Genomic DNA, 21,322 nt, shown 5'->3' on the forward strand with positions numbered 1-21,322 from the left:
CCGTCAAAGTCCATACGTTCCCCCTACCGCACTTCATCAGCCACGTTCCAGGGGGAACCTTGTCGGCTCAACCCGCTCAGGCAGCACAGCCCGCGCCTCCGGCCCGCTCCGGCGGCGCCGCGGCGATCGGCTTGGTCCTGACCATCGCACTGAACGTGGTGGCACCGATCGTCACGTACAACACCCTCGTCGACGACCACGGCTGGAGCGAGGCTTCCGCCCTGCTGGCCAGCGGCGCCTGGCCGGTGCTCGACAGCGCCGTCATGGTGGCCTGGCGGCGCAAGCTCGACGAGTTCGCCATCGTCACCCTGGTGTTCTTGGTGATCACTGCCGTGGTCTCCCTCGCGGGTGCCCAGTCCACGCAGGCCCTGCTGGTCAAGGACTCGGTCGTCACGGGCCTGTTCGGGGTCCTGTGCCTGGCCACGCTGCTCGCGCCGCGTCCGCTGATGTTCTACTTCGGCCGGAAGTTCGGCACGGACGGCACCCCGGCGGGCGTCGCGTACTACAACGGCCTGTGGCAGTTCGAGGGCTTCCGCAACGCACAGCGCCGCATGACCCTGGTCTGGGGCGTGGTCTACCTCATCGAGGCGGCGGTGCGCATCGCCCTGTCGTTCGTCCTGGACACCTCCACCATGGTGACCCTCAGCCCGTTCATGATCTACGGAACGCTCGGCGGCCTCGCCCTCTGGACGGTCCGTTTCGTCAAGCGCACCAAGGCGGAGGGCGAGAAGCGGGCCGCAGCAGCGGCTGCCGCCGCCGTGGGCGGACAGGCCGGGGACCTCACCGCCTGAGCCCCCGTACGGAAAAGGCCGGTGGCCCGGTGCGCGGATCGCGCACCGGGCCACCGGCCTTTCGAGCAAGAACTAGCAGCCGAGCAGGCGGCTGCCGAGGTAGCTCTGGATCTGGTCCAGGGAGACGCGCTCCTGCTTCATGGTGTCGCGCTCACGCACGGTCACGGCGTTGTCGTCCAGGGTGTCGAAGTCGACGGTGACGCAGAACGGCGTACCGATCTCGTCCTGGCGGCGGTAGCGGCGGCCGATGGCACCCGCGTCGTCGAACTCGATGTTCCAGAACTTGCGCAGGTCGGCGGCCAGGCCCTTGGCCTTCGGCGACAGCTGCGCGTTGCGGGACAGCGGCAGGACGGCGACCTTGACCGGGGCCAGGCGCGGGTCGAAGCGCATCACGGTGCGCTTCTCCATGACGCCCTTGGCGTTCGGGGCCTCGTCCTCGTTGAAGGCGTCGAGCATGAAGGCGAGCATGGCGCGGTTCACACCGGCCGCCGGCTCGATGACGTACGGGGTGTACTTCTCCTTCGTCTCCTGGTCGAAGTAGACGAGTTCCTGGCCGGAGGCCGCGGAGTGCGCCTTCAGGTCGAAGTCGGTGCGGTTGGCGACGCCCTCCAGCTCGGAGAACTCGTTGCCGCCGAAGTTGAAGCGGTACTCGATGTCGGCAGTGCGCTTCGAGTAGTGGGACAGCTTCTCCTTCGGGTGGTCGTACCAGCGGATGTTCTCCTCGCGGATGCCGAGGTCGCGGTACCAGTTCCACCGCTCCTGCATCCAGTACTCCTGCCACTGCTCGTCCTCGCCCGGCTTGACGAAGAACTCCATCTCCATCTGCTCGAACTCGCGCGTGCGGAAGATGAAGTTGCCCGGAGTGATCTCGTTGCGGAAGGACTTGCCCATCTGCGCGATGCCGAACGGGGGCTTCTTGCGCGCGGTGGTCTGCACGTGGGCGTAGTTGGTGAAGATGCCCTGGGCGGTCTCGGGGCGCAGGTACGCCTTCGAGCCGGTGTCCTGGGTCGGGCCGAGGTGGGTCTCCAGCATGCCGGAGAACTGCTTCGGCTCGGTGAACTGGCCCTTCACACCGCAGTTGGGGCAGTTGATGTCGGCGAGGCCGTTCGCGGGGAGGCGGCCGTGCTTGGCCTCGTACGCCTCTTCCAGGTGGTCGGCGCGGTGGCGCTTGTGACAGGAGGTGCACTCGGTCAGCGGGTCCGAGAAGGTCGCGACGTGACCGGAGGCGACCCAGACCTCGGGAGCCAGGATCACGGAAGAGTCGAGGCCGACGATGTCCTCGCGCCCGGTGACCATGGCCTTCCACCACTGGCGCTTGATGTTCTCCTTGAGCTCGACACCCAGCGGACCGTAGTCCCAGGCGGCCTTGGAGCCGCCGTAGATGTCACTGCACGGGAAAACGAAGCCACGGCGCTTGCTCAGGCTGACGATGGTTTCGATCTTGTCGGCGGCCACGGTGCTCTCTTCATTACGAGGACGAACGGCGAAGGCTTTAGGTTACCGGCGCCCGCACCCCCCCTTTCAAATCGGTTCCCCTTCCACGGCACCGCCCCCGGGCCCCTCACCTGGGTTTTTGACAATCGTTTCCATCTTTGATGAAAATGGATGTCATGAACGTACGACGCCTCATACCCACCGCCGCCCTCGCCGGAGCCGTAGCCCTCGGCGCCACGGCCCTCACGGCCTGCTCCGGAGCCTCCGCCGGCGGCGGCAAGGACGGCAAGCTCGATGTCATGTCGTCGTTCTACCCGATGCAGTTCCTCGCCGAACAGATCGGCAAGGACCACGTGAAGGTCGGCACCCTGACCAAGCCGGGCGTAGAACCGCACGACCTGGAGATCACGCCGAAGCAGACCGGGCAGCTGGGCGAATCCGATGTCGTCCTCTACCTCAAGGGCCTGCAGCCCGCCGTCGACAAGGCCGTCGCCCAGTCCGGCGTGAAGCACGTGGTCGATGCCGCCAAGCTCACCAAGCTGGAGGTCCACGGCTCCTCCGGCCACGCCCACGAGGGCGAGGGCGAGGAGGGTCACGACCACGCCCACGGCGAGGCCGGCGAGGACCCGCACGTCTGGCTGGACCCGGTGAAGTACGCCGAGGTCGCCAAGGGCGTCGGCGCGGCCCTGGAGAAGGCCGACCCGGACCACGCGGCGGACTACCGCAAGAACACCGACGAGCTGCTCGGCAAGCTGACCGCGCTCGACACGGAGTTCAAGGACGGCCTGCGGAACACCGCGTCCAAGACCTTCATCACCACGCACTCCGCCTTCGGCTACCTCGCCGAGCGCTACGGCCTCGACCAGGAGGGCATCTCCGGCGTCGACCCCGAGTCCGAGCCGAGCCCGGCCCGGATGAAGGAGCTCCAGGCCGTCGCGAGGAAGGACAATGTCTCGACCGTGTTCTTCGAGACGCTGGCCAGCGACAAGACGGCCAAGTCGCTCGCCACCGACACGGGTCTGAAGACCGACGTCCTCGACCCGCTCGAGGGAATCACCGACAAGTCCCAGGGCGCTGACTACTTCGAGGTCATGCGGTCCAACCTGAAGAACCTGCAGAAGGCGCTCGGTAGCAAGTAATGGCAGTAACGGAGGCGCGTGCCATGGAGTCCCAGCCCGCGGAGGCACCGGACCAGCCCGTCATATCCCTGCGCGGGGCCACGGCCTCGCTCGGCTCGCGCCCCGTGCTGCGCGGGGTCGACCTCACCGTCCGGCGCGGAGAGGTCGTCGCCCTGCTCGGCGCCAACGGGTCCGGCAAGTCCACGGCCGTGCGCGCGATCGTGGGACAGGTCCCGCTCTCGGACGGCGAACTGGCTCTGTTCGGCACGGACTTCAACCGCTTCCGCGCCTGGTCGCGCATCGGGTACGTGCCGCAGCGCACCACCGCCGCCAGCGGGGTCCCGGCCACCGTCCGCGAGGTCGTCTCCTCCGGCCGGCTCGCGCGCTCCCGCTTCGGCATCCTCCGCAAGACCGACAGGGCGGCCGTCGAGCGGGCCCTGGCCCTCGTCGACATGAGCCAGTACGCCGACGCCTCAGTCAACGCCCTCTCCGGCGGCCAGCACCAGCGCGTGCTCATCGCGCGGGCGCTCGCCGTGGAGCCCGAACTCCTGATCATGGACGAGCCGATGGCCGGCGTGGACCTCGCCAACCAGGAGGTCCTCGCGAACGCCTTGCGCGAGCAGGTCGCCGCCGGCTCGACCGTCCTGCTCGTCCTGCACGAGCTGGGCCCGCTGGAGCCGCTGATCGACCGCGCCGTCGTCCTGCGCGACGGCTGCGTCGTCCACGACGGCCCGCCCCCCGAGGCCGTGGGGCAGCACGCCCTGCCCGGCCACGACCACGTACACCCCCACGCGGCGCACGGCGCCGAGCCGCTCCGGACGGGACTGCTGAGCTGATGGACCTCCTCGACTACGCCTTCATGCAGCGGGCCCTGCTCGCGGCCGTCCTGGTCGGCGTCACCGCCCCGGCCATCGGCACGTACCTCGTGCAGCGCCGCCAGGCCGTCATGGGCGACGGCATCGGGCACGTGGCCATGACCGGTGTCGCGCTCGGCTTCCTGCTCAACGCGAGCCCGGTGTGGATGGCGACCCTGGTCGCGGTCATCGGCGCGGTCGGCATGGAGCTGATCCGCTCCCGCGGCAAGACCAGCGGCGACATCGCGCTCGCCATGCTCTTCTACGGCGGCCTGGCCGGCGGCGTCATGATCATCAACCTGGCTCCGGGCGGCTCGACGGCCAACCTCACCAGCTATCTCTTCGGCTCGATCACCACGGTCTCCGCCGAGGACGTCACCGCGGTCGTGATCCTCGCGGCCTTCGTCATCGCCGTCACCCTCGGGTTGCGCCGCCAGCTGTTCGCCGTCTGCCAGGACGAGGAGTTCGCCCGGGTCACCGGGCTGCCGGTGCGCTTCCTGAACCTGCTGATCGCGGTCACCGCCGCCGTCACCGTCACCGTGGCCATGCGGATCGTCGGTCTGCTGCTGGTCAGCGCCATGATGGTGATCCCGGTCGCGGCGGCGCAGCGCGTCACCCGCGGGTTCACCGCCACCCTGTCGGTGGCCATGGTGATCGGCGTGCTGGTCTCGCTCTCCGGTACGACCCTCACGTACTACATCGACGCCCCCTCCGGCGGCACCATCGTGCTGCTCGCCATCGGCGTCTTCATGGTGATGACCGCGCTGTCCACGCCGCTGGCCCGGCGCCGTGCGAACGCGGCCCGCGCCGCCGAAGAGGTCTGCACGCGCGATGATGTGAAGGTCTAGGGCCCGGCCCGAGGATCAGGGTCGGCCCCGGCCGTGATCCGCCGGACAGGCCCTGGGCAGATCTGGGAGGCACGGCCGCCTGGCACAATGGGCCGAGGCCGATACGAGGAGGAACCGGTGGCGACTGCGCCTGGCGAGATGAATACCGCGCCAGTACGAGGACGATCCACCCGGCAGCGGGCAGCCGTCGCCGCGGCGCTGGACGAGGTGGACGAGTTCCGCAGCGCCCAGGAACTGCACGACATGCTCAAGCACCGCGGTGACTCGGTGGGCCTGACCACCGTGTACCGCACCCTCCAGTCGCTCGCCGACGCCGGCGAGGTCGACGTGCTGCGCACCAGCGACGGGGAGTCGGTCTACCGGCGCTGTTCCACCGGGGACCACCACCATCACCTCGTCTGCCGCAAGTGCGGCAAGGCGGTCGAGGTGGAGGGCCCGGCGGTGGAGAAGTGGGCGGAGTCCATCGCGGCCGAGCACGGCTACGTGAACGTGGCCCACACGGTGGAGATCTTCGGCACCTGCGCCGACTGCGCGGCGGCCGCCTCCGCCTAGAGCTTCCCCCTAGAGCTTCTGCAGATTGCGGTCGAGGAGTGCCCGGAGGCGGTCGACGTCCGCCGGGTCCTCGGCCCCGCGCTTGGGCAGGATCGTCATGGCCACGGCCCGCTTGGCGACGCTGAGCGTGACGAAGGTGTCGGCCGTCTCCGTGTACATCGGCTGCGCGGCCCAGTTGATGCGCGACTGCGTGTCGGCGGTGCTCACGCACAGCCCTGCGCCGTCGATCACCGCCGTGGTCTCACCGGTCTTCGCCAGCAGCCCCGCGAAGGCCCGCGCCGTGAGCTGCGGGCCGAAGAACGTGAGGACGAGCAGCAGGACGCCGCCGCCCAGGACGGACAGCGGCCGGGTGAGGGACCCGCCGCCCATCGACGCCAGTCCCCCGAAGGCCAGCAGCAGCACCCCGAAGACGATCAGCAGCAGCCGCTTGCGGCGCCCCGCGGGCACCCGGGCGTCACGCGCCCGGAGCGCCTGCGCGACGTCCGCCGTGGTGATCCGGTAGCTGAGCCGTACCGGCACCTGTTCCCCATCCGTGTCCATGACAACGGACCCTATCCCCCGGCCGGGCCCCCGCGACCGCCTTTTCCCGCCTCGGATCAGGCCGTGGAGCCCGGCTCCGCCTGGTTCGGAACGGCGCCGCCGAAGCGGCGGTCGCGCTGGGCGTACTCCAGGCAGGCCGCCCAGAGGTTCCGGCGGTCGAAGTCCGGCCACAGCACGTCCTGGAAGACCATCTCGGCGTACGCGCTCTGCCAGAGCAGGTAGTTGGAGGTGCGCTGCTCGCCGCTCGGCCGCAGGAACAGGTCCACGTCCGGCATGTCCGGGTAGTACATGTACTTCGCGAAGGTCTTCTCGTTGACCTTCGACGGGTCCAGCCGGCCCGCGGCCACGTCCCGCGCGATCGCCTGCGCCGCGTCCGCGATCTCCGCGCGGCCGCCGTAGTTCACGCAGAAGTACAGGGTCATCGCGTCGTTGTCGACGGTCTGCTCCTGGGCGACCTGGAGCTCCTGGACGACCGACTTCCACATCTTCGGCATACGGCCGACCCAGCGGATCCGGATGCCCAGCTCGTTCATCTCGTCGCGGCGGCGCCGGATGACGTCCCGGTTGAAGTTCATCAGGAAGCGGACCTCGTCGGGCGAGCGCTTCCAGTTCTCCGTCGAGAAGGCGTACAGGGAGAGGTTCTTGACGCCCATCTCCAGGCAGCCCTTGAGCACGTCGAGCACGACGCCCTCGCCGACCTTGTGGCCCTCGGTGCGCGGCAGCCCGCGCTCCTTGGCCCAGCGGCCGTTGCCGTCCATGACCACCGCGACGTGGTTCGGGACGAGCTCGCCGGGGATCCTCGGCGGGCGCTCACCGGACGGGTGCGGCTCGGGAACCTTGTACTCCCGGCGAGAGCGTCCCAGAATCCCGCGTCGTACCATGTGCCCAGCTCCTATTTCTCGACGTATCGCAGGGAGCGTAGCCCGCGCTCCAGATGCCAGTGCAAATAGGCGGAGACGAGCCCGCTGCCCTCCCGCACGTACCGCGCCTCGCAGGCGTCCGCATGCCCCCAGTCGCCCGTCAGCAGCGCGCTGAGCAGGGCGACGGCCTCCGACGAGGGTACGACGCTGCCGGCGACCCGGCAGTCCCCGCAGACGACTCCGCCCGCGGCGACCGAGAAGTGCCGGTTGGGGCCGTGGATCCCGCACTTCGCGCAGTCCGTGAAACTGGGCGCGTAGCCGTTGACGGCGAGGGAGCGCAGCAGGAACGCGTCGAGGATGAGGTTCGGCTCGTGCTCGCCGCGCGAGAGCGTGCGCAGGGCGCCGATCAGCAGCAGGTACTGCTGTACGGCGGGCTCGCCCTCGTTCTCGGTGAACCGCTCGGCGGTCTCCAGCATCGCGGTGCCGGCGGTGTAGCGGGCGTAGTCGGTGACGATGCCGTTGCCGTACGGGGCGATGATCTCGGTCTGGGTGCAGAGCGGGAGGCTGCGGCCGATCAGCTCGCTGCCCCGGGCGAAGAACTGCACGTCGGCGTGGGAGAAAGGTTCCAGCCCGGCACCGAACTTGGACTTCGTACGCCGCACCCCGCGGGCGACGGCCCGCACCCGGCCGTGGCCCCGGGTGAGGAGCGTGATGATGCGGTCCGCCTCACCCAGCTTCTGGGTGCGCAGCACGATGCCGTCGTCGCGGAACAGACTCATGCGCCCATTGTCGCCTGTGCCGGGACGGCGGAAGGCCCTCCGTCAGGACCGGGTCCCGACGGAGGGCCTTCACCCTCGGGAGGGTCAGGACGCGGGCGCGGCCCCGTCGTCCGCGGCCGTCTTCCCGGCTCCGGGGGCGGTGGCGGCCACGGCGGCTCCGACGGTCGCCTCGGCCACCGTCTCGGCCTCACCCGGCGCCTCCGCCTCGGGCACGGCGTCCGGCGCGGCCGACGACTGCGCGGGCAGCTCGGCCCGGGAGGTCTGGTGGGGGTCGCTCTTGCCCAGGCCGTTGAAGATCAGGTTGAGCACGATCGCGGAGGTGGCACCGAGCGTCACACCGCTGTTGAGGAGCGAGGACAGGTCCGCGTCCATGTGGTCCTTGAAGAGCACCGGGACGGTCGCCGGCAGCAGCGCGAAGGCCAGGGAGACGCCCACGACCAGCGCGTTCTTCTCCTCCTTGAGGTCGACCTTGGCCAGGGTCTGGATACCGGCCAGCGCCACCATGGCGAACATCACCGTCGCCGCGCCGCCGAGCACTCCGTGCGGGACCGCGGCGACGATCGCGGCGGCCTTCGGGATCAGCCCGAGCACGATCATGAAGACGCCCGCGGCGACCACGACGAAGCGGCTCTTGACCTTGGTCATGCGGACCAGGCCGACGTTCTCGGCGAAGGCCACGTACGGGAAGGAGTTCAGGACACCGCCGAGGGCGGTCGCGGCTCCGTCGGCGCGCAGGGCGCGGGCCACGGTCTCGCTGTCGATCTCCTTGCCGACGATGTCGCCGACGGCGTACGTGTCGCCGGTCGTCTCGACCATGGTGATCAGCATGACGATGAGCATCAGCAGGATCGGGAACCAGGCGAACTTCGGGGCCCCGTAGTGGAACGGGGTGGTGATGCCGATCCAGTCCGAGTTGCTCACGTCGCCGAACTTGGCGTCGCCGAGCAGGAAGGCGACGGTGGTGCCGCCGACCAGGCCGATCAGGATGGAGATGCTGGAGAGGAAGGGCTTGCCGAGCTTCATCAGGACGAGGATGAAGAGCATCGTGCCGCCGGCGTAGGCGAAGTTCTTCGGGTCGCCGAAGTCGGGGCTGCCGAGGCCGCCCGCGGCGTCGTTGAGGCCGACGGGGATCAGCACGATGCCGAGGACGGTGATCACCGTGCCGGTGACGACCGGCGGGAAGAGCCTCATGACCGTACGGAAGGCCTTGGGGGGCAGCCAGGCGAAGGCGAAGGTCGCGATGCCGGCCGTGATCACCGCGCCGTAGATGACGAGCAGGCCCGCCGTACCGCCGCCCGCTCCGAGCCCGATGGCGATCATCGGGGAGACCGCGGTGAAGGTGACGCCCTGGATCAGCGGCAGGCGGGCGCCGATCCGGCCGATGCCCCACGCCTGGATGATCGAGGCGATGCCGCAGGTGAACAGGTCGGCGTTGATCAGGTAGACCAGCTGCTCGGTGGTCAGGCCGAGGGCGCCGCCCACGATGATCGGGACGATCACCGCGCCGGCGTAGAACGCGAGTACGTGCTGGAAGCCGTACAGCGCCAGCTTGGGGAGGGGGAGCACCTCGTCGACCGGGTGCGTACTGGGCTCTCCGCTGACGGAGAACCGGGCGGCGACACGTGCCATCTCTGCCTTGCCCTTCAAGAGGTAGGTAAACGAGAGGAATCTGGTTATCCCTGGGCGAAGTGGGCCGCTAACCCGTTTGTTCGCCAGGGTTGTCAGTGCGTTCACGTGAATCGAAGCCCCGCTGTGTTACCGGCGGCGTCTCGTCGTGTGACCGGAATTGAACGCCTGTGGGGGTGCTCACAGATATCGTGGACTTCCACAAAGTGTTGACGTCTGGGGGCGTCAGGTCTGTGGGTATCTCCACTGGCGGATGTCTCCGCAGGGGCGTAATGCCGGCGGCCGCGAAACCCGTACGTGCAGGTCACGGCTCCGTCCGGGTGTCCAAGGGGTGGACGGTCGAGGCCGGAACGCACGAATCCCCCCTTCACGCGGAGCGTGAAGGGGGGCGGATTCAGTCGCACGAGGCCGGATCGTTACCCCGCCGAAGGCCTGACGAGCCCGTACCGAGGCCGAACCGAGCCCGTACCGAGGCCGTTTCGGTCAGGGTTACGGCGCCCGGACCGCCGACAGCAGACGGGACACGTCCTCCGAGGCGATCCGCAGGGCGGCGCCCACCGTGGCGAGCACTTCCCGCTCGGCCGGGATGTACGGGCCGTCCGCGAGGGCGATCCGCGCGCCTTGGAGCAGGATCGATTCTCGCCCGGGCCCGGCGAGATGCGGAGCCAGCGGTTCCAGGGCCTCGTGGAGCTCTATGGCCAGCGCGGCGCCGCAGCACTCGGGTACGTCGTACAGCCCGAGCCGGCCCTCGTCGGTGGCCAGTGCCTCCACCAGGGACTCCAGCTGCTCCTCCGTGCAGTCCTGGAAGCCCGCCGCCCGTACGGCCGACACGGCGGCCTCCAGCGCCCCGCGCGAGGTGGTCCCGCCGGCCGCGAGCACCGCCAGCGTCACGGTGTGCACGGCGTCGCGCAGCATCGCCGAGAAGCGGGTGGTGGTCAGGTGGTCGAGCACCTCGGTGTCGAAGCGCTCCCGGCAGCCCTGGCACTCGATGACGGGCCCGGCCGCTCCGCGCGGCAGCAGCGGGACGCCGAGGACCGTGAACCGGCGGCGCCCGGTGCGCCGGCGGTAGTTGCGGTCGCCACCGCAGTCGGGGCAGAAGAACTCCCCGTCGCCCACGGTGCTCCAGGTGGTACGGATGCCCCAGACCGTCAGCTTCCGGCCGTCCCCACCCCGAACTGGCAGCACGTCGCACCTCCGTCACCTTCCGGCAGCATCGCCGGTTTGGCGTGATGTTAGCCACATCGGTGAGGATCCGTCAGTCGTGTGACAAGACAACCTGCGCCACTCAGGGGACTTGGCCGAACTGCGCCCCCGCCCGCCTCCGTTTTTCTCTACGCTCTGCCGCGTGAACGAGAAGTCCTGTCTGGTGACGGGTGCCGCGAGCGGCATCGGCAAGGCCACCGCCCTTTTGCTGGCCCGCTCCGGGGCCCGGGTCACCGCGGCCGACATCAATGGCCCCGGGGTCGAGGAACTGCGTACGGATCTGGCCGCCGAGGGCATCGCCATCACCGTCGTGGCGGGTGACGTAGCCGATCCGGAGGCCAATCGGGCGATGGTCGACGCGGCCGTGGAGGCGTACGGAAGGCTCGACGTCGCCGTGGCGAACGCCGGGGTGCTCCCTCTTTCGGACGTGAACGAGACCAGCCCCGAGGACTGGGACCGGGTCATGGCGATCGACGGCCGGGGCATGTTCTTGACCTGCAAGTACGCCATCGAGGCGATGACCGCCCAGGAGCGGCCCGGCGGGGCGCTGGTCTGCGTGTCCTCGGTCTCCGGGGTGGCCGGGCAGGCCCGGCAGGCGGCGTACGGGCCGGCCAAGTTCGTGGCTTCGGGACTGACCAAACACCTGGCGGTGGAGTGGGCGGCGCGCGGGATCCGGGTCAACGCGGTGGCCCCCGGCACCATCCGTACGGAGCGGGTGCTGGCGCTGAAGGACGAGCCGGGCGGCCCCGAGTACCTGGCGGAGGTCTCCGCGGCCCATCCGATGGGACGTCTCGGCGAGCCGGAGGAGGTGGCCCGGGTCATCGCGTTCCTGGCCTCCGACGCGGCCTCCTTCGTGACGGGCGCGATCCTGCCGGTGGACGGCGGCTACCTGGCCCGCTGACCGGCGGGAACGGCGGAACCCCGCCCCTCCGGAGGGAGGGACGGGGTTCACGTACGAAGGATCAGCGGCCCGCGCGGTTGACGGCGGAGATGACCGCCTTCAGAGAGGCGCGGGTGGTGTTGGCGTCGATGCCGATGCCCCACAGGACGCGGCCGTCGATCGCGCACTCGATGTACGAGGCGGCCACGGCGGAGGCACCCTCGCTCATCGTGTGCTCGGTGTAGTCCAGCAGGCGGGCGTCGATCCCGATACCGGCCAGCGCGTCGAAGAAGGCCGAGATCGGACCGTTGCCGGTACCGTCCAGGACCGTCTCCACACCGTCCACGACCGCCTCGACGGTCAGCGTGTCCGTGCCGTCCTTGTCGGTGGCCGTCGAACCGGAGCGCAGCTGGATGCGGCCCCACGGGTTCTCGGGGTTGGGCAGGTACTCGTCCTCGAAGACCGACCAGATCGCCTTCGGAGTGACCTCTCCGCCCTCGGAGTCGGTCTTGGCCTGGATGATCCGGGAGAACTCGATCTGCATCCGGCGCGGCAGGTCCAGCTTGTGGTCGTTCTTCAGGACGTACGCGATGCCGCCCTTGCCGGACTGCGAGTTGACCCGGATGACCGCCTCGTAGGAGCGGCCGACGTCCTTCGGGTCGATCGGCAGGTACGGAACGGCCCACTCGATGTCGTCGACGGTCTTGCCGGCGGCGGCCGCGTCGGCCTCCATGGCGTCGAAGCCCTTCTTGATGGCGTCCTGGTGGGAGCCGGAGAAGGCGGTGTAGACCAGGTCGCCCGCGTAGGGGTGGCGCGGGTGGACCTCCATCTGGTTGCAGTACTCGCTGGTGCGACGGATCTCGTCGATCTGCGAGAAGTCGATCTGCGGGTCGACGCCCTGGGAGAACAGGTTCATGCCCAGCGTGATCAGGTCGACGTTGCCGGTGCGCTCGCCCTGCCCGAACAGGCAGCCCTCGATGCGGTCCGCGCCGGCCATCAGGGCCAGCTCGGCGGCGGCGACGGCGGTGCCGCGGTCGTTGTGCGGGTGCACGGAGATGCAGATGTGCTCGCGGCGGGTCAGGTTGCGGGCCATCCACTCGAAGCGGTCCGCGTGCGTGGACGGCGTCGAACGCTCGACGGTGGCGGGCAGATTCAGGATGATCTCGCGGCCCTCGGACGGCTGCCAGACGTCACAGACGGCCTCGCAGACCTCCAGGGCGAAGTCCAGCTCGGTGTCGGTGAAGATCTCCGGGCTGTACTGGTAGCCGAAGGTGGTCTCCGGGCCCAGCAGCTTCTCGGCGTACTCCATGACCAGGCGGGTGCCGTCGACGGCGATCTGCTTGATCTGCTCCTTGGAGCCGCGGAAGACCACGCGGCGGAAGGTGGGAGCGGTCGCGTTGTACAGGTGCACGGTGGCGCGCTTGGCGCCGACCAGCGACTCGACGGTCCGCTCGATCAGGTCCTCGCGGGCCTGGGTCAGTACGGAGATCGTGACGTCGTCCGGGATCGCGCCCTCTTCGATGATGGAGCGCACGAAGGCGAAGTCGGTCTCGCCGGAGGAGGGGAAGCCGACCTCGATCTCCTTGTAGCCCATGCGCACCAGCAGGTCGAACATCTCGCGCTTGCGGGCGGGGGTCATCGGGTCGATCAGCGACTGGTTGCCGTCGCGCAGGTCGGTGGAGAGCCAGCGGGGGGCCTTGGTCACACGGGCGTCCGGCCAGGTGCGGTCCGCGATGTCGACCTGCTCGTACCGGCCGTACTTGTGGATCGGCATCCCGGAGGTCTTCTGGGAGTGGGTCGCGTTGGTGATGGGCGTGGGGCGACCGACAAAAGGCTGCTGGCTCATGGCGTTGGGCTCCTCGCGTGTCCGCGTGTAGTTCGCTGGAACGGCCGACGGCGGTCGTAAAAACCGCAACACCAAACTCCGCGGGGAGGGGGTCGGCCTACGACTACAGACCCTCGCCGCGGCAGCTAAGGAGAAGCAGCCCGAAACGCATGATGGACCGAGCCTAACCGAGCCGCGCCGTAACGCGAGGACCTGTTTCAGTATGCGGGACCGCCCTGTCCGATTTATACCAAATGTGAGCTACGTCGCTTCCTGTCGATACAGGTCCGGTCGATCCGTCAACGCGGCGTTACCACTTTCAGACAACCGAATGAATCATGGTTGCGGGTAGTGACACCGCGATGACTCGCTGCCACATTGCCGGGATGGACGCCTCCCACGTTTCCCGCCACCCCGTCTTCTGCACGGTGGTCCCGCCCCACCTGCTCGACAAGATCGCCCAGTCCGAGGAGCTCCGGCGCGCCGACGCCGCCCGGCGCACCCTCGAACAGGACGCCCTGCTGCGCACCCGGCGCAGCGTCACCACCCTGCGCGGCATCGCCCCCGCCGTGGGGACGCCCGTCTCCGACGAGCCCCGCCGGACCGTCTACGACGCCCAGCACCGCACCCGGCTGCCCGGGAAGAAGGTGCGCGGGGAGGGTGCCGAGCCCACCGGCGACGCCACCGTCAACCGCGCGTACGCCGGGCTCGGCGCCACGTACGAGCTGTTCCTGAAGGGCTTCGGACGGCACTCGATCGACGACTCCGGGCTGGCCCTTGACGCGAGCGTGCACTACGGCCATGACTACAACAACGCCTTCTGGGACGGACAGCAGATGGTGTTCGGCGACGGGGACGGGGACATCTTCCTCGACTTCACCGTGTCGATCGACGTCATCGGTCACGAGCTCACGCACGGGGTCACCCAGTACACGGCGAACCTCGAGTACCACGGGCAGTCGGGCGCGCTGAACGAGTCGATGTCGGACGTCTTCGGCTCGCTGATCAAGCAGTACTCGCTGGACCAGACGGCCCAGGACGCGGACTGGCTGATCGGCGCAGGCCTGCTGGGACCGAACGTCAGCGGGGTCGCACTGCGCTCGATGAAGGCGCCGGGGACGGCGTACGACGACGACGAGCTCGGCAAGGACCCGCAGCCGGCGACGATGGACGACTACGTGAGGACCTCGCAGGACAACGGCGGGGTGCACATCAACTCGGGCATCCCGAACCACGCCTTCTACCTGCTGGCGACCGAGCTCGGCGGCAAGGCGTGGGAGCGGGCCGGGCGGATCTGGTACGCCACGCTGACGGGCGGCGAGCTGGCCTCGGACGCGGACTTCAAGGACTTCGCCCGGCTGTCGGTCGCCGCTGCGGTGAGCCTGTACGGGGACGGCGGCGCGGAGCACCAGGCCCTCCAGAAGGCGTGGTCGGCGGTCGGCCTGGGGTAGGAGGCACGACATGCGGATTCTGGTGGTGCGGACGGGCGGCTTCGCGGGCATCGAGCGCCGGGCCGAGGTGGACACCTCGGGCCGGCCCGACGAGGACGAGTGGCGGGCCCTGGCCCGGCTGGCGCTGCGGCCCGTCCCGCCCGCCCCCGGGTCGGACCGGGTGCGGGACGGGTTCTCGTACCGGATCACCGTCGACGACCGGACCGTCTCCTGCCGGGAGCCGAACCTGTCGGAGGCTCAGCGGACGCTGATCTCCCGGCTGCTCAAGGAGGGCGCCTGAGCGGCGTGTTGCCGGAACGGCAACAGGGTTTGCCCGGGCGGGCGGCAGCGGCGGAGCATCGGCCGTACCGGCACCCGTACGGGAAGAGGAACCCATGACCGAGCACGCGCACACGCACACGCAGCACCCCCCGGCGTCCGGACCCCCGGCGGGAGAGGAGTTCTGGGACGGCCGCTACGCGGAGAGCGACCGGATCTGGAGCGGCGAGGCCAACGCCATGCTGGTGCGCGAGGTGTCCGGCCTCGCCCCGGGGCGGGCCCTGGACCTCGGCTGCGGGGAGGGCGGCGACGCCGTCTGGCTGGCCCGCCGCGGGTGGACCGTCACCGGCACCGACATCTCCGGGGTCGCCCTCGGCCGGGCGGCCGGGCACGCGGCGGACGCGGGGGTCGCGGACCGGCTCTCCTTCGCGCGGCACGATCTGACGGAGTCCTTCCCGCAGGGGGAGTTCGACCTCGTCTCGGCCTGCTTCCTGCACAACTACGGCGACTTCCCGCGTGACGCCGTCCTGCGCAGGGCCTCCGCGGCCGTGGCCCCCGGAGGCACCCTGCTGGTGGTCGGCCACGCGGGATGGGCGCCGTGGCAGGAGGACCGGGAGGAGGCGCACTTCCCCACGCCCGAGGAGGTCCTCGCGCAGCTGGAGCCGGTCACGGCGGGCTGGGAGGTGCTGCGGGCCGAGGAGACCGAGCGGGTCCAGGCGAAGCCCGACGGCACGCCGGGGCACCGTACGGACAACGTGGTGCGGGTACGCCGGCCCGCGTAGCGGCCCGACACCACGACGACGGACGGACGCGGCCCCCGCACGGGGGGCCGCGTCCGTCCGTCGTCGTGCGGTTCGGCCGAGCGCCTCAGAAGCCCAGCTTGCGCAGCTGCTTGGGGTCGCGCTGCCAGTCCTTCGCGACCTTGACGTGCAGGTCGAGGAAGACCGGGGTGCCGAGCAGCGCCTCGATGTGCTTGCGCGACTTCATCCCGACCTCCTTCAGCCGGGAGCCCTTCGGGCCGATGATGATGCCCTTCTGGCTGGGGCGCTCGATGTAGACGTTCGCGTGGATGTCCAGCAGCGGGCGGTCCGCCGGGCGGTTCTCCCGGGGGATCATCTCCTCGACCACGACGGCGATGGAGTGCGGGAGCTCGTCCCGTACGCCTTCCAGCGCGGCCTCGCGGATCAGCTCCGCGACCATCACCATCTCGGGCTCGTCGGTGAGGTCGCCCTCCGGGTACAGCGGCGGGCTCTCCGGCAGCAGCGGCGCGATCAGGTCGGCCAGCAGCTGGACCTGGGTGTCGCCGACCGCCGAGACGGGGACGATCTCGGCCCACTCGAAGCCGAGCTCGGCGCCGAGCTGGTGCACGGCGAGGAGCTGCTCGGCCAGCTGCTTGGACTCGACCAGGTCGGTCTTGGTGATGATGGCGATCTTGGGGGTCTTCTTGATCCCCGCGAGCTCCTTGGCGATGAACTTGTCACCGGGGCCGAGCTTCTGGTCGGCCGGCAGGCAGAAGCCGATCACGTCGACCTCGGCCCACGTGGTCCGCACGACGTCGTTCAGCCGCTCGCCGAGCAGGGTGCGCGGCTTGTGCAGACCGGGCGTGTCGACCAGTACGAGCTGGGCGTCGGGGCGGTGCACGATGCCGCGGACGGTGTGGCGGGTGGTCTGCGGCCGGTTGGAGGTGATCGCGACCTTGGTGCCCACGAGTGCGTTGGTCAGGGTCGACTTCCCCGCGTTGGGGCGGCCGACGAAGCAGGCGAAGCCCGCACGGTGCGGGGCGGTGGACTCGGGGGAACGATCGCTCATACGGGCCATTCTCCCCGATGCGGGTCCCGGCGCCGACCAGCCCGCCTCAAGCCCGCCGCGAGGAGGGCGGCGGCGAGGGCCGAAACGGCCGCCGGCCGGGGCCTGACGGCGCGGCCGGGGCGGCCCGGGCGAAGGCCTCCGCGGCCTCGGCGGGCACCGCGGCCCCGGCCCGTCGGGCTCACGAGAGGGTCAGGGTCAGGACCGCCCGGTACGCGCCCGGCGGGGTGTACGGGGGCACCCGGAGGGTGACGGTCGCGTCGATGGTGAAGGTCCCGCCCGCCTGCGCGGCGTCCGGCGCCGACGCCAGCACCGCCCCCTGCGGCCCGACCACCCCGGCGCCGCCGGCCACACACCGGCCCGCGCCGCCCGGCGCCACCGTGCACCTCGGGGTCCAGCTCAGCGAGGCGCCCGGGATCCGGACCCCGTCCGGCCCCGTGAACTCCGTGATCTTGCCGCTCAGCGTCCATCCCGCCGGTCCGCCCCGGGCGTCCGTGACCGTGACCGTCCCGATCCGGCCGGGGGCCGCGCCGCCCTGCCCGTACGAGATGCCGCCCAGCGTGATCGACTCGCCCGCCTGGGTCATCGACAGCGCGCCCGGCCCGACCACCGCCGACACCCTCTGGGTCGCGGTCGGGGCCGCCGCGACCACCGTGTACGCCGCCGGGCCCGAGCCCCGTCGCGCCGACCACGCCGCGCCCTCGTACGCCACCACCGCCGTCGTCGCCCTGTCGGTGACCGGCAGCTGCACGAGGATCTCGCCCCGTTCGTCCGCCGTAGCCGCCACCCGGTCCGCGGTCTCGGCGGCGCCCGCGCGGCCGGCCACCGTCACGGCCGCGCCCGGGGCGAAGCCGGCGCCGGTGACCTTGACCTCGGCGCCGGGTTTCCCGTACGCCGTGCCGAGCGCGACCGACCGCAGGTTGGCCCGGGTGGGGGTCCCCCCGGCGGTAGCCGGGGGAGGGCTCGCGGTGAGCCGTTCCGACACCGGTGCCCCGACCACGGCGCAGGTGGTGTCCAGGTCCACCATGTAGCCGGTGTGCAGCGTATAGCCGCCCGGGGCCAATGTGATCCCGCCGGCTCCGGTGACGGTGAACGTGCCGGTCATGGTGACGGCCGGCAGCCCCGCCCCCGCCTCGACGGGATCGTTCCGCTTCACCCCCACGACGGTGACCTCACCGCTCTGCGCACCCCCCAGCACGATCCGCCCCGCCGGGGTCAGCACATCGGCCGGGAGTCCGGCGCCCATCGGGTTCACGGCAGGAGTGCGGGCCACCTGGTAGGTGACGGTCACCGTGTCGCCGACCTTCGGGGCCGGGTCGTCCACGGTGATCCGGGCCGTGGTCGGCCCGTCCGCGGGCGGCAGACCCGCCTGTGGCGGCGCCGCGCAGTGCGTCGGGAACTCCACCTGCCCGGACGGGGCCTCCCCCTCCGCCGCGGCGGGCGGGCTCAGCGCGCCCCCGGTCGTCGCCGCGAGCGCGGCCACGCCGACGGCCACCGACCATCTCCTGCTGCCCGCCCGTGTTCGCACGGCCCGCCCCCTGGGTTCCCTCGCGCCGACAGGGGGCCATTCACGAGCGGGCGGCGGGAGAAGTCAATGCGCGGACCCGGCATCAACTGATGGCCCATCAGGAGATGACAGGCTCCCCCTGCCCGCCGGCCGCGCGGAAGGTGCGCCGATACGCCGTCGGGCTCACCCCCAGCGCCGCCTGCACGTGCTTGCGCAGCGACTGCGCCGTCCCGAACCCCGTCTCGCGCGCCACCTGTTCCATCGGCAGGTCGGTCCGCTCCAGCAGCCACCGGGCCCGCTCCACGCGCTGCCCGACGATCCACTCGCCGGGGCTGACCCCCGACTCCTCCCGGAACCGGCGCGTGAACGTCCGTACCGACATGGCCTCCTGGCGGGCCAGGTCGACCAGCCGCACCGGCTCGTGCAGCCGGTCCAGCACCCAGGCGCGGGCCGCCGCCGTACTGGCCAGCTGCGGCCGCGGCACCGGCCGGTCGATGAACTGGGCCTGCCCGCCGTCCCGGTGGGGCGGTACGACGGTCCGCCGGGCCACGTCGTTGGCGACGGCGGCCCCGTGGTCGCGGCGCACGATGTGCAGGCACAGGTCGATGCCGGCGGCGACCCCCGCCGAGGTCAGCACGTCCCCGTCGTCGGTGTAGAGCACGCCGGCGTCCACGCGTACGGCAGGGAAGAGCCGCTGGAAGTGCTCGGCGTGCGCCCAGTGGGTGGTGGCCGGGCGGCCGTCCAGGAAACCGGCGGCGGCCAGCACGTACCCGCCCGTGCAGATGGAGACGAGCCGCGTCCCGGGCCGGATGCGGGCGAGCGCCGCCGCGAGCCCGTCGGTCAGCCGCCCCTCCTCGTACACCGGCCCCAGCTCGTACGAGGCGGGCACCACCACCGTGTCGGCGGTGGCCAGCAGCTCGGGGCCGTGCTCCACGTGGACCGCGAAATCGGCGTCCGTGCGCACCGGCCCGGGGGTGAGGGCGCAGGTGAGGATCTCGTACAGCGGCGCTCCGGCGGGATCCTTGGCGCGGCCGAAGATCCGGTGCGGGATGCCGAGCTCGAAGGGCAGCAGCCCGGTGAGTGCGAGGACGACGACACGGTGAGGGGCCATGGCCCAATCGTATCGAAGGGTGTCGGTCAGGCCACTGTCGTACGGGGCCCTTCCGGCCGGAAGCTGTCTGCGTGACGCAGACAGCCCCCAATCCCCAGCCCGCTCCCGCCCCCACTCCCCCGAGCCCGGCCCCGGCCCCGGCGGCCGGCGGGCGCCTCCACCGCGCCTGGTTCGTGGCGGCCGTCGCGTTCGTGACGATCATCGGCGTCGCCGCCTTCGCCTCCCTGCCCGGACTGCTCATCGAGCCGCTGCACGAGGAGTTCGACTGGTCGCGCGGCACGATCGGCTTCGCCGTCTCGGTGAACCTCGCGCTGTACGGGCTCACCGCACCCTTCGCCGCCGCGCTGATGGACCGCTTCGGCATCCGCAGGGTGGTGGCCCTGGCCCTGCTCGTCATATCCGGCGGCACGGTGGCCACCCTGTGGATGACGGCGTCCTGGCAGCTGGTGCTGTTCTGGGGCGTGCTGGTGGGCCTGGGCAGCGGTTCCATGGCGCTGGCCTTCGCGGCGACGGTGACCAACCGCTGGTTCACCGCCCGGCGCGGACTCGTCACCGGCATCCTCACCGCGGCGGGGGCCTCCGGTCAGCTGGTCTTCCTGCCGCTGCTGTCCTGGCTGGTGGTGCACCACGGCTGGCGTCCGGCGGCCGTGACGGTGTCGCTGGCGGCCTTCGTCGTCGCCCCGTTCGTCTGGCTGCTGCTGCGCGACCACCCGGCCGACGTGGGGCTCGCGCCGTACGGGGGCACGTACGCGGAGAAGCCCGCACCGGCCCTCGGCGCCGCGCGGCGGGCGGTGACGGTGCTCTTCAAGGCTGCCCGGACCGGCCCCTTCTGGCTGCTGGCGGGCACCTTCGCGATCTGCGGGGCCTCGACCAACGGTCTGGTCAAGACCCACTTCGTGCCTGCGGCGCACGACCACGGCATGCCGGTGACGGCGGCCGCGGGGCTGCTCGCGGTGATCGGCGTGTTCGACGTGATCGGCACCATCGCCTCCGGCTGGTTCACGGACCGCTTCGAGGCGCGCCGCCTGCTGGCGGTGTACTACGCGCTGCGCGGGATCTCGCTGATGTTCCTGCCGATGCTGCTGGCGCCGTCCGTGCACCCGCCGATGGTCTTCTTCATCATCTTCTACGGGCTGGACTGGGTCGCGACCGTCCCGCCGACCATCGCGCTGTGCCGCGAGCACTACGGGGAGGACAGCGCGATCGTCTTCGGCTGGGTCCTGGCCTCGCACCAGGTGGGCGCGGCGGCGGTGGCCTTCCTGGGCGGCCTGGCCCGCGACGCCTTCGGCTCGTACGACCTGGTCTGGTACGCCTCGGGCGCGCTGTGCGCGATGGCCGCGCTGATGGCGATGGTGATCCGCCGCCGCCCCGCCGCCCTCACGGCGTGAGCGGGGCGGCCACGGGGTCAGGCGCCTGCCGGGGTCGTGGACTTGAGGGTGCCGTCCGGGCCGGCCAGCAGGACCGGGGTGGCCGCGCCGCCGAGGTCGCGGACCGCCGCGCGGTCGGCGTCGGCCACCGCCTCCGCCGAACTGACCACGGCCGCGGCCTCCAGGGACTCGGCCCCGCTCGCCACCGCCATCGCGACCGCCGTCTGCAGCGCGCTCAGCTTCAGGGAGTCCAGCTCCACCGTCCCGGCGACATACGTGCGACCCGTCTCGTCCCGTACCGCCGCACCCTCGGGCACCCCGTTGCGGGCCCGGGCGCTGCGCGCCAGCGTGATGATCTTGCTGTCCTCGGGGTTGATCCCGGTGCTGTCGGTCATGGGCGAAAGCATAGGGAGCGTCTCGGCGGGGGGGGCCGGCGGGGCCCCCCCCCCGCCGGGGGAGGTAAAAAAAAACACGCCCCCCCCACATGTTGAACACGGGGGTTGGGGGGTGGG

At 71.0% G+C, this 21,322-nt stretch carries 21 protein-coding genes; 10 read left to right on the forward strand and 11 right to left on the reverse strand.

Annotated elements, in window-relative coordinates; translation table 11 throughout:
- Positions 1-59 precede the first annotated feature (59 nt).
- Positions 60-791: a VC0807 family protein gene (locus tag ACFXGI_RS21240; RefSeq protein WP_384708763.1), complete on the forward strand. Its 732-nt coding sequence runs from the start codon at positions 60-62 to the stop codon at positions 789-791.
- Positions 792-863: 72 nt separating this feature from the next.
- On the opposite strand, the gene ACFXGI_RS21245 is transcribed toward ACFXGI_RS21240, so the two are convergent.
- The gene (locus tag ACFXGI_RS21245; protein ID WP_384708766.1) at positions 864-2,246 is read right to left on the reverse strand and encodes a glycine--tRNA ligase; all 1,383 of its coding nucleotides are present in this window, start codon (positions 2,244-2,246) and stop codon (positions 864-866) included.
- Between the two features lie 155 nt (positions 2,247-2,401).
- Between ACFXGI_RS21245 and ACFXGI_RS21250 the strand changes: the two genes are divergently transcribed.
- From ACFXGI_RS21250 to ACFXGI_RS21265, 4 genes are all read left to right on the forward strand, one after another.
- Entirely contained in the window at positions 2,402-3,364 is a 963-nt protein-coding gene (locus ACFXGI_RS21250; protein ID WP_384708769.1) for a metal ABC transporter substrate-binding protein, read from the forward strand.
- Positions 3,365-3,387: 23 nt separating this feature from the next.
- Positions 3,388-4,179: a metal ABC transporter ATP-binding protein gene (locus ACFXGI_RS21255; protein WP_384708772.1), complete on the forward strand. Its 792-nt coding sequence runs from the start codon at positions 3,388-3,390 to the stop codon at positions 4,177-4,179.
- Positions 4,179-5,045, forward strand: coding sequence for a metal ABC transporter permease (locus tag ACFXGI_RS21260; RefSeq protein WP_030862537.1), 867 nt, complete (start codon positions 4,179-4,181; stop codon positions 5,043-5,045). Before ACFXGI_RS21255 ends, ACFXGI_RS21260 begins: the two co-directional genes overlap by 1 nt.
- A 117-nt stretch (positions 5,046-5,162) precedes the next feature.
- Positions 5,163-5,597: a Fur family transcriptional regulator gene (locus ACFXGI_RS21265; RefSeq protein WP_099892502.1), complete on the forward strand. Its 435-nt coding sequence runs from the start codon at positions 5,163-5,165 to the stop codon at positions 5,595-5,597.
- A 9-nt stretch (positions 5,598-5,606) separates the two neighbouring features.
- Here ACFXGI_RS21265 and ACFXGI_RS21270 read toward each other — a convergent pair whose 3' ends face one another.
- The 5 genes from ACFXGI_RS21270 to ACFXGI_RS21290 all read right to left on the reverse strand — a co-directional run bounded on the left by ACFXGI_RS21270 (position 5,607) and on the right by ACFXGI_RS21290 (position 10,587).
- Positions 5,607-6,137, reverse strand: coding sequence for a hypothetical protein (locus ACFXGI_RS21270; protein WP_384708776.1), 531 nt, complete (start codon positions 6,135-6,137; stop codon positions 5,607-5,609).
- Between the two features lie 56 nt (positions 6,138-6,193).
- Positions 6,194-7,018: an isoprenyl transferase gene (locus ACFXGI_RS21275; protein WP_384708779.1), complete on the reverse strand. Its 825-nt coding sequence runs from the start codon at positions 7,016-7,018 to the stop codon at positions 6,194-6,196.
- Between the two features lie 11 nt (positions 7,019-7,029).
- Complete coding sequence (gene recO / locus ACFXGI_RS21280) at positions 7,030-7,776, reverse strand: DNA repair protein RecO (RefSeq protein ID WP_030862522.1); 747 nt, start codon at positions 7,774-7,776, stop codon at positions 7,030-7,032.
- Between the two features lie 84 nt (positions 7,777-7,860).
- The gene (locus tag ACFXGI_RS21285; RefSeq protein ID WP_384708782.1) at positions 7,861-9,405 is read right to left on the reverse strand and encodes a nucleobase:cation symporter-2 family protein; all 1,545 of its coding nucleotides are present in this window, start codon (positions 9,403-9,405) and stop codon (positions 7,861-7,863) included.
- 486 nt (positions 9,406-9,891) lie between these two features.
- On the reverse strand, positions 9,892-10,587 hold the full coding sequence (locus ACFXGI_RS21290) for a TerB family tellurite resistance protein (protein WP_030862512.1): 696 nt from the start codon (positions 10,585-10,587) through the stop codon (positions 9,892-9,894).
- A 160-nt stretch (positions 10,588-10,747) separates the two neighbouring features.
- Between ACFXGI_RS21290 and ACFXGI_RS21295 the strand changes: the two genes are divergently transcribed.
- Positions 10,748-11,506 carry an SDR family NAD(P)-dependent oxidoreductase gene (locus ACFXGI_RS21295; RefSeq protein WP_384708785.1) on the forward strand — a complete coding sequence of 253 codons (759 nt, stop codon included), beginning with the start codon at positions 10,748-10,750 and terminating at the stop codon, positions 11,504-11,506.
- 61 nt (positions 11,507-11,567) lie between these two features.
- Here the strand turns inward: ACFXGI_RS21295 and leuA are convergent, their stop codons facing one another.
- Entirely contained in the window at positions 11,568-13,331 is a 1,764-nt protein-coding gene (leuA, locus tag ACFXGI_RS21300; protein ID WP_384708788.1) for a 2-isopropylmalate synthase, read from the reverse strand.
- Positions 13,332-13,696: 365 nt separating this feature from the next.
- Here leuA and ACFXGI_RS21305 point away from each other — a divergent pair, with 365 nt between their 5' ends.
- The 3 genes from ACFXGI_RS21305 to ACFXGI_RS21315 all read left to right on the forward strand — a co-directional run bounded on the left by ACFXGI_RS21305 (position 13,697) and on the right by ACFXGI_RS21315 (position 15,801).
- Entirely contained in the window at positions 13,697-14,761 is a 1,065-nt protein-coding gene (locus tag ACFXGI_RS21305; protein WP_384708791.1) for a M4 family metallopeptidase, read from the forward strand.
- Between the two features lie 10 nt (positions 14,762-14,771).
- On the forward strand, positions 14,772-15,041 hold the full coding sequence (locus tag ACFXGI_RS21310; RefSeq protein ID WP_030862502.1) for a protealysin inhibitor emfourin: 270 nt from the start codon (positions 14,772-14,774) through the stop codon (positions 15,039-15,041).
- Between the two features lie 94 nt (positions 15,042-15,135).
- Positions 15,136-15,801: an SAM-dependent methyltransferase gene (locus tag ACFXGI_RS21315; RefSeq protein WP_384708794.1), complete on the forward strand. Its 666-nt coding sequence runs from the start codon at positions 15,136-15,138 to the stop codon at positions 15,799-15,801.
- Positions 15,802-15,886: 85 nt separating this feature from the next.
- On the opposite strand, the gene era is transcribed toward ACFXGI_RS21315, so the two are convergent.
- From era to ACFXGI_RS21330, 3 genes are all read right to left on the reverse strand, one after another.
- The gene (gene era, locus ACFXGI_RS21320; protein WP_030384631.1) at positions 15,887-16,837 is read right to left on the reverse strand and encodes a GTPase Era; all 951 of its coding nucleotides are present in this window, start codon (positions 16,835-16,837) and stop codon (positions 15,887-15,889) included.
- Between the two features lie 169 nt (positions 16,838-17,006).
- The gene (locus ACFXGI_RS21325; RefSeq protein ID WP_384708797.1) at positions 17,007-18,320 is read right to left on the reverse strand and encodes a beta-xylosidase; all 1,314 of its coding nucleotides are present in this window, start codon (positions 18,318-18,320) and stop codon (positions 17,007-17,009) included.
- Between the two features lie 130 nt (positions 18,321-18,450).
- The gene (locus tag ACFXGI_RS21330; RefSeq protein ID WP_384708800.1) at positions 18,451-19,443 is read right to left on the reverse strand and encodes a GlxA family transcriptional regulator; all 993 of its coding nucleotides are present in this window, start codon (positions 19,441-19,443) and stop codon (positions 18,451-18,453) included.
- A gap of 71 nt (positions 19,444-19,514) precedes the next feature.
- Here ACFXGI_RS21330 and ACFXGI_RS21335 point away from each other — a divergent pair, with 71 nt between their 5' ends.
- Positions 19,515-20,831: an MFS transporter gene (locus ACFXGI_RS21335; RefSeq protein WP_384708803.1), complete on the forward strand. Its 1,317-nt coding sequence runs from the start codon at positions 19,515-19,517 to the stop codon at positions 20,829-20,831.
- A 17-nt stretch (positions 20,832-20,848) separates the two neighbouring features.
- Here the strand turns inward: ACFXGI_RS21335 and ACFXGI_RS21340 are convergent, their stop codons facing one another.
- A complete protein-coding gene (locus ACFXGI_RS21340; protein ID WP_372481468.1) occupies positions 20,849-21,217 on the reverse strand; it encodes a cytidine deaminase in 369 nt (122 codons plus the stop codon).
- Between the last annotated feature and the right edge of the window lie 105 nt (positions 21,218-21,322).

Source organism: Streptomyces sp. NPDC059355 (assembly GCF_042752335.1).
GTDB lineage: Bacteria > Actinomycetota > Actinomycetes > Streptomycetales > Streptomycetaceae > Streptomyces.

Bases quoted from the DNA above. Each gene is read 5' to 3' on its own strand.
- ACFXGI_RS21315 (WP_384708794.1), top strand. From the start codon at position 15,136: ATGACCGAGCACGCGCACACGCACACGCAGCACCCCCCGGCGTCCGGA.
- ACFXGI_RS21305 (WP_384708791.1), top strand. From the start codon at position 13,697: ATGGACGCCTCCCACGTTTCCCGCCACCCCGTCTTCTGCACGGTGGTC.
- ACFXGI_RS21255 (WP_384708772.1), top strand. From the start codon at position 3,388: ATGGAGTCCCAGCCCGCGGAGGCACCGGACCAGCCCGTCATATCCCTG.
- ACFXGI_RS21275 (WP_384708779.1), bottom strand. From the start codon at position 7,018: ATGGTACGACGCGGGATTCTGGGACGCTCTCGCCGGGAGTACAAGGTT.
- leuA (WP_384708788.1), bottom strand. From the start codon at position 13,331: ATGAGCCAGCAGCCTTTTGTCGGTCGCCCCACGCCCATCACCAACGCG.
- ACFXGI_RS21285 (WP_384708782.1), bottom strand. From the start codon at position 9,405: ATGGCACGTGTCGCCGCCCGGTTCTCCGTCAGCGGAGAGCCCAGTACG.
- ACFXGI_RS21310 (WP_030862502.1), top strand. From the start codon at position 14,772: ATGCGGATTCTGGTGGTGCGGACGGGCGGCTTCGCGGGCATCGAGCGC.
- ACFXGI_RS21270 (WP_384708776.1), bottom strand. From the start codon at position 6,137: ATGGACACGGATGGGGAACAGGTGCCGGTACGGCTCAGCTACCGGATC.
- ACFXGI_RS21340 (WP_372481468.1), bottom strand. From the start codon at position 21,217: ATGCTTTCGCCCATGACCGACAGCACCGGGATCAACCCCGAGGACAGC.
- ACFXGI_RS21260 (WP_030862537.1), top strand. From the start codon at position 4,179: ATGGACCTCCTCGACTACGCCTTCATGCAGCGGGCCCTGCTCGCGGCC.
- recO (WP_030862522.1), bottom strand. From the start codon at position 7,776: ATGAGTCTGTTCCGCGACGACGGCATCGTGCTGCGCACCCAGAAGCTG.
- ACFXGI_RS21330 (WP_384708800.1), bottom strand. From the start codon at position 19,443: ATGGCCCCTCACCGTGTCGTCGTCCTCGCACTCACCGGGCTGCTGCCC.
- era (WP_030384631.1), bottom strand. From the start codon at position 16,837: ATGGCCCGTATGAGCGATCGTTCCCCCGAGTCCACCGCCCCGCACCGT.
- ACFXGI_RS21250 (WP_384708769.1), top strand. From the start codon at position 2,402: ATGAACGTACGACGCCTCATACCCACCGCCGCCCTCGCCGGAGCCGTA.